Source organism: Allorhizobium paknamense (genome assembly GCF_030815125.1).
In the GTDB taxonomy this organism is placed as follows: Bacteria; Pseudomonadota; Alphaproteobacteria; order Rhizobiales; family Rhizobiaceae; genus Allorhizobium; species Allorhizobium paknamense.
In genome coordinates, this window is record NZ_JAUSWH010000001.1 from 591,325 (window position 1) to 605,610 (window position 14,286).

8 protein-coding genes are annotated in these 14,286 nt (G+C 60.5%); 4 read left to right on the forward strand and 4 right to left on the reverse strand.

The window, feature by feature from the left end; translation table 11 throughout:
* Positions 1 to 262 precede the first annotated feature (262 nt).
* On the forward strand, positions 263 to 1,639 hold the full coding sequence (gene mgtE / locus QO005_RS02825) for a magnesium transporter (RefSeq protein ID WP_307156427.1): 1,377 nt from the start codon (positions 263 to 265) through the stop codon (positions 1,637 to 1,639).
* Between the two features lie 207 nt (positions 1,640 to 1,846).
* Here the strand turns inward: mgtE and QO005_RS02830 are convergent, their stop codons facing one another.
* The 3 genes from QO005_RS02830 to QO005_RS02840 form a co-directional block, all read right to left on the reverse strand.
* On the reverse strand, positions 1,847 to 4,978 hold the full coding sequence (locus QO005_RS02830) for an efflux RND transporter permease subunit (protein WP_307156428.1): 3,132 nt from the start codon (positions 4,976 to 4,978) through the stop codon (positions 1,847 to 1,849).
* A complete protein-coding gene (locus tag QO005_RS02835) occupies positions 4,975 to 6,234 on the reverse strand; it encodes an efflux RND transporter periplasmic adaptor subunit (protein ID WP_307156429.1) in 1,260 nt (419 codons plus the stop codon). Before QO005_RS02835 ends, QO005_RS02830 begins: the two co-directional genes overlap by 4 nt.
* 183 nt (positions 6,235 to 6,417) lie before the next feature.
* Positions 6,418 to 7,203, reverse strand: coding sequence for an SDR family oxidoreductase (locus tag QO005_RS02840; protein ID WP_307156430.1), 786 nt, complete (start codon positions 7,201 to 7,203; stop codon positions 6,418 to 6,420).
* A 282-nt stretch (positions 7,204 to 7,485) separates the two neighbouring features.
* Here QO005_RS02840 and recQ point away from each other — a divergent pair, with 282 nt between their 5' ends.
* Both recQ and QO005_RS02850 read left to right on the forward strand, forming a co-directional pair.
* Positions 7,486 to 9,336, forward strand: coding sequence for a DNA helicase RecQ (recQ, locus tag QO005_RS02845; RefSeq protein ID WP_307156431.1), 1,851 nt, complete (start codon positions 7,486 to 7,488; stop codon positions 9,334 to 9,336).
* A gap of 274 nt (positions 9,337 to 9,610) precedes the next feature.
* On the forward strand, positions 9,611 to 11,272 hold the full coding sequence (locus QO005_RS02850) for an electron transfer flavoprotein-ubiquinone oxidoreductase (protein ID WP_307156432.1): 1,662 nt from the start codon (positions 9,611 to 9,613) through the stop codon (positions 11,270 to 11,272).
* Positions 11,273 to 11,384: 112 nt separating this feature from the next.
* Here QO005_RS02850 and QO005_RS02855 read toward each other — a convergent pair whose 3' ends face one another.
* On the reverse strand, positions 11,385 to 12,920 hold the full coding sequence (locus tag QO005_RS02855; protein WP_307156433.1) for a tyrosinase family protein: 1,536 nt from the start codon (positions 12,918 to 12,920) through the stop codon (positions 11,385 to 11,387).
* 193 nt (positions 12,921 to 13,113) lie between these two features.
* On the opposite strand from QO005_RS02855, the gene QO005_RS02860 reads away from it, so the two are divergent.
* On the forward strand, positions 13,114 to 14,217 hold the full coding sequence (locus tag QO005_RS02860) for a branched-chain amino acid aminotransferase (RefSeq protein WP_307156434.1): 1,104 nt from the start codon (positions 13,114 to 13,116) through the stop codon (positions 14,215 to 14,217).
* Positions 14,218 to 14,286 lie beyond the last annotated feature (69 nt).

Here is a 14,286-nt window from a genome sequence, read left to right on the forward strand (position 1 = left end):
CACAGGCCTGCACGCGGATGTGAATGCGCAATGCACCATAAGTTTTCCGCTCTGCGGCAAGGGGCTTGACTTTTGTGAGAAAGAGTCGCAGCTAATCCGTACGCACACGGTTTTCCGGGGTGCGGATATCAACGGAGTCATCGTCAAGATGCCAAGCGACAGTAGCAGTCGATTGTCTTTGCCGTACGCGGCCATCGTGCTCTGACGCCTCCGTCAGCTCGCCCGATCGGTCGCTACGGCGGATCGACGGAAAGGCGAGCTAATGAATATCCAGCGCTTTCCAAGCCGGGCTGGCAATGCTGCCCGCGTTCTTCTGAATGAAAGTCTCAACGTCGTCACCATTGCTGACCGCGTGGAGCACCTCAATGCGCTGAGCGTTGACGAGGCCGCAGCCAGCCTCTCGCAACTGCCGCATCAAAAGGCGCTGCGCCTCATCGCCCGACCGGAATTGCAGGATGCCGCGCGCATTCTGGCGGCCATGCCGGTGGAGCAGTCTGCAAAGCTGCTGAAGGCTACGGCCCATGACCGTGTGGCCGATATTTTCCAGGATATGGAGGAGCGTCCGCGGGCGCTGATCTTCTCGCGGCTGGATCCGGCTACGGCCCATGCGGTCGAGCATTTGATGGCCTATCCGCAGCGCACGGCGGGCTCGATCATGACCACGGAATTCGTGAGCGTGCCGGACACCTTCACGGTGGCTCAGACGCTTGCCCATATCCGCCGCGTGGAAAGCGACAGTGAGACGGTCTATGCCATCTATGTGCTCGATCACCGCACCGACCGGCTGATCGGTGTCGTGACGCTGCGCCGTCTGATCACCGTCAATGGCGAGGCTGACATTCTCTCCGTCGCCCGCCGCGAGGGCATTGCCCGGGTGGGACCGCTGATGCCGCAGGAGGATGTGGCGCGGCTGATCCGCCGCAACAATCTTCTGGCGCTGCCGGTGGTCAACGACGATGGCCAGATGCTCGGCATCGTCACCGTGGACGACGTGATCGACACCATGATCGCCGACACCACCGAAGACGCCCAGAAGTTCGGCGGCATGGAAGCGCTTGGCAAGCCCTATATGCAGATCGGCTTCGGGGGCATGATCAAGAAGCGTGCCGGCTGGCTCTGTGCGCTGTTTCTTGGCGAAATGCTGACGGCCAGCGCCATGCAGTATTTTGAAAACGAGCTGGAAAAGGCGATCGTTCTGACGCTCTTCGTGCCGCTGATCATGAGTTCCGGCGGCAATTCGGGCTCGCAGGCCACTTCGCTGATCATTCGAGCGCTGGCGGTGGGTGAGTTGAAGCTCTCCGACTGGTGGCGCGTGGCGCTGCGCGAACTGCCTACCGGGGTAACGCTGGGAGCCATTCTCGGCGCTGTCGGCTTTACCCGCATCCTGATCTGGCAGCATGTCGGCTTTTATGATTACGGCCCGCACTGGCTGCTGATCGGCCTCACCGTGTTTGCCGCGCTGATCGGCATCGTCACCTTCGGCTCGATGGCGGGCTCCATGCTGCCCTTCATCCTGCAAAGGCTGCGGCTGGACCCGGCCAGCGCCTCGGCCCCCTTCGTTGCGACGCTGGTGGATGTGAGCGGGCTGGTGATCTATTTCACCGTAGCCCTGCTGATCCTGAGCGGGACGCTGCTTTGACGTTGGCTACAAAGGGTCATTGAAGGGAAACGAAAAAGGCCCGCGCAATGCGGGCCTTTTTCTTGTCATGTGCGGCATCTTTTATGCCAAGGCTCGAAGATGCTTACGCATCCTCGCCTTGAAAAGGTTTCGAATATCTCAATTGCGTCAGAGGCTTGAGATATTCGAAAATGAAATACGAAGCGTCATTTTCAATGACTCTTCGTATTATTCCGCTGCGATAGCCGAACGGGGCGGTTCGGAATCGCTGTTGGCGGCGCTGTCGTGGTGCTTGCGGCGGAAGAGCCTGCCGAGGAACTTCTCGAAGCGGTCCATTTCCAGGAAGATCACCGGGGTGATGAACAGCGTCAGCAGCTGCGACACCACCAGACCGCCCACCACGGCAATGCCGAGCGGCTGGCGTAGCTCGGAGCTGGCGCCCTCGCCCATGGCGATGGGCAGCGCGCCGAGAAGGGCGCAGAAGGTGGTCATCATGATCGGGCGGAAACGGCGCACGCAGGCTTCGTGAATGGCCTTGGCCGCCGTCTGCCCCTCGTCGCGGATGAGTTCCACCGCCACGTCGATCATCATGATGGCGTTCTTCTTGACGATACCGATCAGCATCAGCAGGCCGATCAGGGCGATGATCGACATGTCGAAGCCGAGAAGCTTCAGCGACAGCAGCGCCCCGAAGGCCGCAGCCGGCAGACCGGACAGAATGGTCAGCGGGTGGATGAAGCTTTCATAAAGCACGCCCAGCACCACATAGATGGTGAGCACCGCCGCCAGGATCAGGATGCCGGTGCTGCCCTGCGAATCCTTGAAGATCTGCGCCGTACCGCCATAGGTGGTGAACACATCGTCCGGCACGCCCACTTCCCGCTTGATCTCGTCGATCCGGTCGGTGGCCTGGCTGAGAGATACGCCTTCCGGCAGGTTGAATGAGATGGTGGTGGCAACGAGCTGGCCGTTCTGGTTGATCGCCACCGGTGCTTCCCGGCGCTCCACCTTGGCGAAGTTGGAGAGCGGCACCAGCGAGCCCGTCGTGGCCGAGCGGATGCGGATTTCCTTCAGGAATTCATCCGTCCACTGCCGGTTCTTGTCGAATTCGACGATGACGTCATAGCTGTCGCCGGTCGACTGGATCTGCGCCGCCGTATAGCCGCTGAAGGCCATTTCCAGCGTCTTGCGCAGCTGATCGCTGGTGATGCCGAAGGCTGCCGCCTTTTCCATATCGATGCCGATGGTGGCGGAAATGGCGTTGTTCTGCGAATCCGAGGTCACATCGGTGAAGAGGTGATCCGACTTCATCGCCTTGAGCATCACGTCGGACCAATGGTTGGTCTCGCTGGAATCCAGGCCCTGCACCACCAGCTGATAGAGGCTGGCCGTGCTTCTGCCACCCAGACGCAGGCTCTGCTGCGGGGTGATATAACTCTGGATGCCGGCGATCTTGCTGAGGCTGCGGCGCAGTTCGCCGAGCGTCTGCTGCAAGGGCGGACGCTCCTCCTTGGGCTTCAGCTGCACATTGAGCGAACCATTGTTGAGCGGGCTGCGGGTATTGCCGCCGACAATGGAGGTGACATGCTCGACAGCCGGATTGGCCTTGACAATGGCTGCGACCTGCGACTGCAACTCGCTCATCGTGTCATAGGAGATGTCTTCGCGGGCGCGGGTCGAGATCGAGAGACGGCCCACGTCTTCCTGCGGGAAGAAGCTCTGCGGCAGGGTGTAGAACAGCCAGCCGGAGGCGGCGACCGAAGCGAAGAACACCATCATCACCGTGAAGCGATGGCGGATGCACCAGGCAACCGAGCGGTCGTAACCGGAGAGCGTCCAGGCAAAGCCCTTGTCGAACTGGCGGATCACCCAGGGCGGGTTGCTGGAATGGGCCGAAAGCCGTGCGCCCAGCATGGGCGTGACGGTGAGCGACACCACCGCCGAGGACAGGATGGCGAGCGTCACCACCATGCCGAATTCGTTGAAAATACGCCCGATGACGCCGCCCATCAGCAGGATGGGAATAAAGACCGCAACCAGCGAAATCGACATGGAGATAATGGTATAGCTGACTTCCGCGGCCCCTTTCAGGGCCGCCTCACGCACCGGCATGCCCTCTTCCACCAGCCGGAGAATGTTTTCCAGCATGACGATGGCGTCATCCACCACCAGCCCCACCGACAGGGTGAGCGCCAGAAGCGAGATGTTGTCGATACTGTAGCCGAGGACATACATCGCGCCGCAGGTGGATATCAGCGACAGTGGCACCGCAAGGCCGGGAATGACGGTGGCCGTCAAATGGCCGGTGAAGAGATAGATCACCATGACGACCAGGGCGATGGTCAGCATCAGGGTGAATTCCACGTCATGCACCGCCTCGCGGATGGAGGTGGAAGCGTCGTTCATGACATTGATCGAGACGGAAGGCGGCAATTGCTTGCGCAGCGCTGGCAGCTTGGCCATGATCTCGTCCACCACGGCCACCGTATTGGCATCCGGCTGGCGCTGGACGGCCAGCACGATGGCGCGCTTGCCATCATACCAGCTGCCTGCTTCGAGATTTTCCACGCTGTCCTGCACGTCGGCAACGTCGCCCAGGTGGATCGGTGCGCCATTGCTGGTAGCGATCACCAGCGACTTGAACTGGTCGGCATTGATGCGCTGCGTATTGGCCTCGATGGTCAGTTCCTGGTTGGAACTGGACAGCGTGCCGATGGGCAACTGGCTATTGGCATTGGCCACCGCCGTGGTCAGCGTATCGACGCCGAGCCCGCGCGCCTCGAGCTTCGAGGGATCGACCCCGATGCGCACCGCATAGGTCTGGGAGCCGTAGATACTGACCTGCGCCACGCCCGGAAGGGTGGAAAGCAGCGGCGAGATGATGTTGTTGGCGATATCGTCCACCTTGCTGCGCGGCATTTCATCGCTGCGCACGGCCAGGATCAGGATCGGCGCATCTGCCGGGTTGGTCTTGCGGTAGCTCGGCGTGCTTGTCATGTTCGACGGCAATTGCCGGGTACTGCGCGAAATGGCCGATTGCACATCGGCGGCGGCAGCGTCGATGTCGCGGTTCAGGTCGAACTGCAAGACGATCGAGGTATTGCCGAGCGTGTTGGTGGCGCTGATTTCGGTAATGCCCGGAATGGTCTGGAACTGCTTGACCAGCGGCGTTGTCACCGAGGTTGCCATGGTTTCCGGCGATGCGCCGGACAGCGAGGCGGAAACGTTGATGGTGGGAAAATCCACCTTCGGCAGCGCCGCCACCGGCAACAGCCGGTAGCCCGCCAGCCCCGCCAGCACCAGACCGATGGCAAGCAGCGTCGTGGCGACAGGACGGTTGATGCAGAATGCCGGGATCACGGGCTGGCCTCCTGGGTGGTGTTTTCAGCAACGGTCTTGGAGGCGGGTTTCGGCGTATCGGCCACCTGTTCCGACACCGGCTGGCCATCGGCAAGCTGGGCGAGACCCTCGACCACCACGCGCTGGCCTTCCTTCAGGCCAGAGGCAATGGCCGTCATGTCGCCATTGGAGCGCAGCACCTTGACCGGCGTCATCCGCGCCTTGTGGCTGTCATCGACAGTGTAGACGAAATTGCCATCGGCACCGGGGCGCACGGCAACCGTCGGCACGACGATGTTCTTGTCATCGGTGCCGAAGCGCACGGTGACATTGACGCTCTGGCCGGGCCAGAGCGTGCCCTTGCTGTTTTCGAACCGCGCCTTGACGGCCACGGTCCCGGAGGTGCTGTCCACCGTGTTGTCGAAGAAGCTGAGCACCCCGCGATCCGGCTCGCCGCCGGTTGCCATCGGATCGACATCCACCGGCACCGTCTTGTCGGCAAAGGCGCGGCGCAGATGCGGCAGGTAACGCTCCGACATCTGGAACTTCACATAGATCGGATTGTAGCGGGTGATGGTGACGATGGTGGAACCGGCACTGACATAGGCGCCGGGGCTGAGCTGGACGCTGCCGAGCCGCCCGTCATAGGGGGCGCGGATTTCCATGTGCTCAAGCGTCACCTGATCGGATTCCAGCGTTGCCTTGTAAGCATCGAGCGAGGCGGCCGCCGAATCGCGTGCCGCCTTGGCCTGCTCATAGGTCTGCTGCGATTGCGCGCTCTGCTTCACAAGACTGGCAGCGCGCTGGAAAGCGGCTTCCGCTTCGGCGAGCGTCGCCTCGGCGGAAGCGATGTTGGCGCGGTCCTTGTCGACGGTGGCGCGGGCGACGCGGTCATCCAGCTTGGCGATCAGCGCACCTTCCTTGATCTCCTGTCCATCCTTGGCCTCGATGGAGGTAACGAGACCGGCCTGAAGGGCGGCAATCGTCGTCGTGTCATCGGCCTCAGCCCAGCCGGTCGCGGTGGCGTCGATCGGCAGATTGGTGATCGAGGCCGTGACCGTTTTCACAGCTGCCGGACCGCCGCCGCCACGGCGATTGCCGCTGCGCTTGCCGCCGGCATCGCCAGAACCGCCGGCGTTCTGATTGTCCGCCGTCTGTTTCTGCTCGGCCCCGGGCTGGTTCGCGCCCTGCTGCAGAAATGGGAGACGGTCTCGATAAACCCACCCGCTGGCGGCAATGACCACCAGGAGTGCGGAGGTGAGCAGAAGTTTTTTCATATCGGGCCTGACACGATTGCGTTGATCAGTAGAGTTTTATCCGGCACGACCGCCGGCAGCGTAACGTCATGGCCCATCATCGTGTAAAACGGATAACGCGGAAATAAAGGAAGCCATCGCAAATGATCAACAAGCGGTGACTTTCCCTTAAATTCCTGTAATGAAGCGCCTATGCTAAACCTATCAGAGCGATTTTGCGGCGCCACCATCCACGCGAAGCATTGCGCCCGTGACATAGGCCGCCGGAGCCGAGCATAAAAAGGCGGCAACTGCCGCGAATTCTTCCACAGACCCAAGCCGCCCGGCGGGAATCGATTTGATCGATGCGCTACGTACTTCTTCCAGGCTCTTGCCCTGCCGCTTGGCATTGGCCCCATCCAGTTGATCGATCCGGTCGGTATGGATGCGGCCCGGCAACAGCAGATTGGCTGTGACGCCGAAGGAGGCCACTTCCGAAGACAAGGTCTTGTTCCAGCCCACCAGAGCGCCGCGCAGCGTGTTGGAGAGCGCAAGATTGGCAATGGGCTCGATGACACCGGAGGAGGCCACCGTCAGGATGCGGCCGAAACCTTGCGTCTTCATCAGCGGCAAAAGCGCATTGGTCAGGGTAATGACGCGCACCACCATGGTCTGGAAGAATGTGTAGAGCTTGTCGGCATCCATCTCTTCCGCCAGTCCGGGCGTCGGGCCACCGGTATTGTTGACGAGAATATCGATACCGCCGAGCTTTTCCTTGACGGCATGCAGCATGGCATCGACGAAATGCGCATCGGCAAGATCGGCCACGACGTAATCGGCCTTGCCGCCAAGGGCTTCGATCTCGGCGCAATTGGCCTTCAAACGCTCCTCCGTGCGACCGCAGATCAGCACATGCGCCCCTTCGGCGGCCAGCGCCCGGGCAATGCCCGCCCCAAGGCCGCGCGAGGCGGCAAGAACGAGGGCGCGCTTACCGGAAATGCCGAAATCCATGGATGTTTCCTCTTTTCTGTTGGGGGCGGCAAAGGGTAAACCTTTCCCGCAAAAGTGTGAAATGGTTTTGGCGGCGCTCAAAAGCACGTTGCGGCTTATCAGCCTCATGCAACGTGCTTTACGTTCTTGGTTTAACGCATGTCGTTCTCGCAAAACCGCTGCACACTTTTGCGCGACATGCTCTAACTCTTTGTTTTTACGCATTTCCGGACGGAAAACCGGATTCCACTTTTCCTGGAAATGCTTTAAAAACAGCCTGCAAGATCAGTGTAAAGGACGACGATGCCTCAAAACTCTGCCCCCGCACCCAACGACGCCCGACCCGCAACGCCGCTGGAGGTTCTTCAGCGCGTTTATGGTTACAGCGCCTTTCGCGGCAAGCAGGCGGCGGTGGTGGAGCGTGTGGTGGCGGGCGGCGATGCCGTGGTGCTGTTTCCAACGGGTGCTGGCAAATCGCTGTGCTTCCAGATCCCGGCGCTGTGCAGGCCGGGGGTCGGCATCGTGGTCTCGCCGCTGATTGCGCTGATGCGCGATCAGGTGACAGCGCTTGCGCAGCTTGGCGTCAAGGCGGCGGCGCTCAATTCCTCGCTCGCGCGGGAGGATTATCTGGAGGTGCGCCGCCAGTTGGCGGGGGTTGATCTGGATTTTCTCTACGTCACGCCGGAACGCATCGTCACGCCCGCCTTTCAGGAATTGATGAACGGGGTGCGGATTGCGCTGTTTGCCATTGACGAGGCCCATTGCGTTTCGCAATGGGGGCATGATTTCCGTCCGGAATATCGGGAACTCGGCAAGCTGGCCACGCTTTATCCTGGCGTGCCGCGCATGGCGCTGACGGCGACGGCTGATCCGCATACGCGCGATGATATTATCGAGCGTTTGGGGCTGCAGGATGCGGAAGTGTTCACCACTTCCTTCGATCGCCCGAACATTGCCTATGAGATCGTGGAGCGGGACCAGCCGCGCCAGCAGCTTTTGCGCTTTCTCTCCCGCCACAAGGGCGAAAGCGGCATTGTTTATTGCCTGTCCCGCGCCAAGGTGGAGGAGACGGCAGACTGGCTGAATGGTGAGGGCATTCGCGCCCTGCCCTATCACGCCGGTATGGACCGGGCAAAGCGCGATGCCCATCAGGATGCCTTCCTGAAGGAAGAGGAACTTTGTCTGGTGGCAACCGTCGCCTTCGGCATGGGCATCGACAAGCCGAATGTGCGCTATGTGGCGCATCTCGACCTGCCGGGTTCGGTAGAGGCCTATTACCAGGAAACCGGGCGGGCCGGTCGCGACGGCCTGCCATCCGAGGTGTGGATGGCTTATGGCATGGCCGATGTCATTCATCGCGGCAAGATGATCGATGAGGGTGGCGCCAGCGAAGACGTAAAGCGGGTGGAGCGCGCCAAGCTAAACGCGCTGCTGGCCATCTGCGAAACGCCCGGCTGCCGCCGCCAGGCGATTCTGGCGCATTTTGGCGAGGCGCATGGCGGCCAGTGCGGCAATTGCGACACCTGCCTGAAACCGGTGGAAACCTGGGACGGCACCGAGGCGGCGATCAAGGCGCTGGCCGCCATTTACCGCACCGGCGAGCGCTTCGGCACGGGCCATCTGGTGGATGTACTGACCGGCACAGTGAATGAGAAGACCAGCCGTTTCGGCCATGTGGACATGCCGGTTTTCGGCGCGGGAAAGGACCTGCCCGCCAAGACCTGGTCTTCCGTCTACCGGCAATTGCTGGCGGCGGGCCTGATCTTCGTGGATCACGCTGCCTTCGGGGCGCTGAAACTGGATGAAAGCGCCCGCGCCGTCTTCAAGCGGGAACGCGAAATCCGCTTTCGCAAGGATCGCCCCAGCCGGGGAAAAGCCGCGCGGCAAAGCTTTTCCGGCGCGGGGTCCAAGGCCAAGGCACAGCTTCACGAGGGGGATCTGGCGCTGTTCGAAGCGCTGCGCACCCTGCGGCGCGAACTGGCGCAGGATCTGGCCGTCCCACCCTATGTCATCTTCCCGGATACGACGCTGATCGCCATGGCCTCCGAGCGCCCGCTGACCCGGGAGGACATGCTGGACATCTCCGGCGTCGGCAATTCCAAGCTCGAGCGGTTTGGCGAGGCCTTTCTTGAGGTCATTCACGAGCATGCGTGACGCCGGGACGGCGAAAGTTATTTGACGTGCACGTAAACGGAAGATATTCTTGCGCCGAATGGGCTCCTGTCGAAATTCGAACAAGTACGGGTCGCAACCCGGCTCGACAAGTCTGTTAGCATTTGACAAGGAAGGGAGAAACGCAGGGTCTACAGCGCCGTGCGTTTTATCAACCGCACAAAGGGCGCTGTAAAACTTTAAATCTGCTGCATAATTTTCACCTCAAATCGATTCCGATTTAAGGCATTATGCAGGTGCCGAACGGAGGATGACGATGAGCGAGATGGAATTGCCCGAGCGCGAGAGCATGGAATTCGACGTGGTGATCGTCGGGGCGGGTCCTGCCGGTCTTTCGGCGGCGATCCGGCTGAAGCAGGTCAATCCCGAGCTTTCCGTCGTCGTTCTCGAGAAGGGCGCGGAGGTCGGCGCGCATATTCTCTCTGGCGCCGTGGTCGATCCGGTGGGCGTGGACCTGCTCATTCCCGGCTGGCGTGAAGAGGCCGACCATCCTTTCAAGACGGCGGTGACGGACGATCATTTCCTGTTCCTGGGGCCTGCCGGCTCCATTCGCCTGCCAAACGCCTTCATGCCGCCGCTGATGAGCAATCACGGCAACTACATCGTCTCGCTCGGCAATGTCTGTCGGTGGCTGGGCGCCCATGCCGAAGCGCTGGGCGTGGAAATCTATCCGGGTTTTGCCGCCACGGAACTGCTCTATAATGACGAAGGCGCGGTGATCGGCGTCGCCACCGGCGACATGGGCATCGAGCGCAATGGCGAACCCGGCCCGAACTATACGCGCGGCATGGCGCTTCTCGGCAAATATGTGCTGATCGGCGAAGGCGTTCGCGGCTCGCTGGCCAAGCAACTGATCGCCAAATTCAATCTGGCGAAGGACAGCGACGTCCAGAAATTCGGCATCGGCATCAAGGAACTCTGGCAGGTCAGGCCGGAAAACCATAAGCCCGGGCTGGTGCAGCACTCCTTCGGCTGGCCGCTGGACATGAAGACGGGCGGAGGCTCCTTCCTCTACCACCTGGAAGACAATATGGTGGCGGTGGGCTTCGTGGTGCATCTCAACTACAAGAACCCCTATCTCTATCCCTTCGAGGAATTCCAGCGCTTCAAGACGCATCCGGCCATTCGCGGCACCTTCGAGGGGGCAAAGCGCCTGTCCTACGGTGCGCGCGCCATTACCGAAGGCGGGTTCCAGTCGGTTCCGAAGCTCTCCTTCCCCGGCGGGGCGCTGCTCGGCTGTTCGGCGGGTTTCGTCAACGTGCCGCGTATCAAGGGCTCCCACAATGCCGTACTCTCCGGCATCATGGCCGCCAACAGCATTGCCGAGGCGATTGCGGCGGGCCGCGCCAATGACGAGCCGGTGGAAATCGAAAACCAGTGGCGCGACAGCCTGATCGGCACCGATCTGAAGCGGGTGCGCAATGTCAAGCCGCTCTGGTCACGCTTCGGCACCGCCATCGGCGTGGCGCTGGGCGGCCTCGACATGTGGACCAACCAGCTTTTCGGCGCGTCATTCTTCGGCACCCTGAAGCATGGCAAGACCGATGCCGAAAGCCTGGAACCGGCGGCGCAGCACAAGAAGATCGACTATCCCAAGCCGGATGGCGTGCTGACCTTCGACCGGCTCTCTTCCGTCTTCCTCTCCAACACCAATCACGAGGAAGACCAGCCGGTGCACCTCAAGGTGAAGGATATGGAGTTGCAGAAACGCTCCGAGCACGACATCTATGCAGGCCCGTCCACGCGCTACTGTCCCGCCGGGGTCTATGAATGGGTGGAAAAGGAAGGCGAGCCGACCTTCGTGATCAACGCCCAGAACTGCGTGCACTGCAAGACCTGCGACATCAAGGACCCGAACCAGAACATCACCTGGGTTCCGCCCCAAGGCGGCGAAGGACCTGTTTATCCGAATATGTAGTATTCGGGGAAATAGGGCCGCACGGACATTTGCAAACAAAATCGGGCTGTTGCCCCTTCAAAAATGAGAGCGGTTCAGCGTTTTTCGAAAACACTGAACCGCTCTCTGTTTTTCAGCGCAATTGAACCTCAATACCGCCCTTGATCTGCGGGGCAGAGCCGAGCTTCACCTTGCCCACCGGCACGAGCGTGACCGAGGCCGCAGCCAATTGGTCGGCCGAGATCGCGTTCGACTGCACGAGCCTGCTGATATCGAAGGTCACATCTTCCGATGCATCGCCTGCCATGGCGTGGCCTGCATGCGGATCGCTGCCTCCGTGAGAGCCGTGTTTGATGAGGCTGAAGAAGTTCAGCACCCCGGCATAACGCCTGACGGATTGACCATCGGCGGTATTTTTCACTTCCAGATAGACCTTGAACAGCGCACCGGGATTTTCATTGGCGGTGATGTTTTTGAGGATAATAACAACCCGCTGCGCGGAGCCGCCGGTGGCCTGAAGACGGCTGTTCGCTTCGGCCTGCTGCTGGACAACTGGCGCAAGCGGCAGCGTGATTGGCTGATCGCCCAAGGCAATGCCGTCCTGTGTGGTGGAGACCTTTGCGGCGGCTTCCGGTGTTACCTGCGCGACAAGGAGCGGCTTGGCAAGCGCTGCAACAGGCACAGACGTCTTGGCTGGCGGTTCGGGAAGGTCTTCATAATCATAGGGCAGCGTAGCGATATCGGCCACGGAACTGAAGGACGGGTTCTGCGCCGTGCCCTGTGGGGTCGGAAACACAAAATGGATGTCCTGCCAGTTCGTCCCACCCGTCTCCGAGGGATTTTTTCCTCCCAGCACGCTCCAGTTATACCAGATACGGTCAATATTGCAGTGGTGAAGCCAGAATACCGGATCCTTGGCCGCCCAAGGCACCACGCCCATGTTGGTTTCGCCATTCCCGGTCAGAACATGCACCATGCCATGCAGATTATCGTCAAGCTGATCACAGAATTCCGAATAGGGAACCCCTGCCATCGGCGGCAGGACCAACGGATTTTCATCACCCGGATAGTACTTGTTCAGCGGTTCGCCAGCGTTCACATCCGCCGTCTGATCTTCGGAACTGTCCAGATTCCGGTCGATGACGAACAACGGTGCCCATTTGGGGTCATTCATACTGGCCTTCTGGAACTGCGGCGGAATGGAATATTGGGCGGGATTGGTGTAATCCCAATAGGGCAGCGTGAATTCCGCTACGCCGGAAACTTGCCGGATGATTTCCTCGAACTGCAGGACGTAGAGCCGATGCCAGGGGAGAAAATAATCCCCCGGCTGCCCCTTGGAATGCGGTTGGCATGTCCACCAACTGGCCAGCGCCAGATCGCGGTTCTTGGAAGGGACATTGCCATAAACTTCATTGATGACGACGGCCTTGTCGGTCGGCGCAGCATGAATGAACCACTGGAATGTCCAGGACAGCGGGTCCTGATCGCTCAGCGTTTTCATTTTGTTGACGGCCCTGGCGTAGATGGCCAGCATTTTCTGGCCCTTCTCGCTGGAAACATTATAGCGCGTGCGCTTGATCTTGGTCTTCGCTTCGCCATCCACCGGCAGCAGCGATGCCGCGACCGCGGCCATGGATGATAAAAGCACTGTTCTACGATCGATCATGAAATCCCCACCTCAAATAGAAAAAACGCCCCATAAGTTGCATTATTCCTTATAAAAACAATCCTGAATTTGAAGGGGTATTTCAGAAAATTCGTAGGCACGTAAATAGATATTTCTCCTTTGTAATCGCTTTAAAAGCAGGTAGTAGAGCGGGACCTTTTCAGCACAGATCAAGCTTCGGAAATTGAGTGCCATGGCCGTCGAAACAGCATCCGTAGATTTCACTTTCCATCCGAACAGCAACCCCATGCCGGAGGCAGACCGCCTCAAGGCCTTTGAGAACCTGGGCTTTGGTACGCTGTTTTCCGATCATATGGCGGTGATCCGCTGGAGCATGGATCGCGGCTGGCATGGGGCGGAAATTACGGCGCGGGCGCCCTTCCCTGTCGATCCGGCTTCTGCCGTGCTGCATTATGCCCAGGAAATCTTCGAGGGCATGAAGGCCTATCGTAGCGCCGAGGGCAAGGCCGTGCTGTTCCGCCCGGAAGAGAACGCCCGCCGTTTCAATGAATCGGCCCGCCGCATGTCCATGCCGGAGCTTCCGGAAGACCTGTTCCTGCAAGCGGTGGAAAAGCTGGTGCAGGCGGATGCCAAGTGGATCCCGACGGGTGAAGGCAGCCTTTATCTTCGCCCGTTCATGTTTGCGTCGGAAGCCTTTCTCGGTGTGCGCCCGGCCCGGGAGTATATCTTCTGCGTCATCGCCTCGCCGGTCGGCCCCTATTTCAAGGGTGGCGCCAAGCCCGTCACCATCTGGGCCACGGCCAAATACACCCGCGCCGCGCCGGGCGGCACGGGTGCGGCCAAGTGCGGCGGCAATTATGCCGCAAGCCTTGTTGCCCAGGCAGAGGCCCAGGCCCAGGGCTGCGATCAGGTGGTGTTTCTCGACGCTGCGGAGCATAAATGGGTTGAAGAACTAGGCGGCATGAATGTCTTCTTCGTCATGGATGACGGATCGCTGGTCACCCCGCCGCTCGGCGGCACCATTCTGCCCGGCATTACCCGCAATTCCTTGATCACGCTGGCCCGCGACGAAGGGCTGACCGTGCATGAACGGCCCTATTCCTTCGAGGACTGGAAGGCCGATGCCGAAAGCGGCAAGGTAAAGGAAGCCTTCGCCTGCGGCACCGCCGCCGTGGTGGCCGGCATCGGCACGGTGAAGTTTCCGGGCGGAGAATTCAAGATCAATGGCGGCGAGACCGGCGAGGTCACGCTGAAGCTGCGCGAAAAGCTGGTCAGCATCCAGCGCGGCCAGAGCAACGACCAGCACAACTGGGTTCAGGCCATTCCGGGTCTCTGATCAAATCAGGATTTTCACGAGCGCCGATGCAGCGGGCAACCGCTGCATCGGCGCTCTGCTTTTGAAATT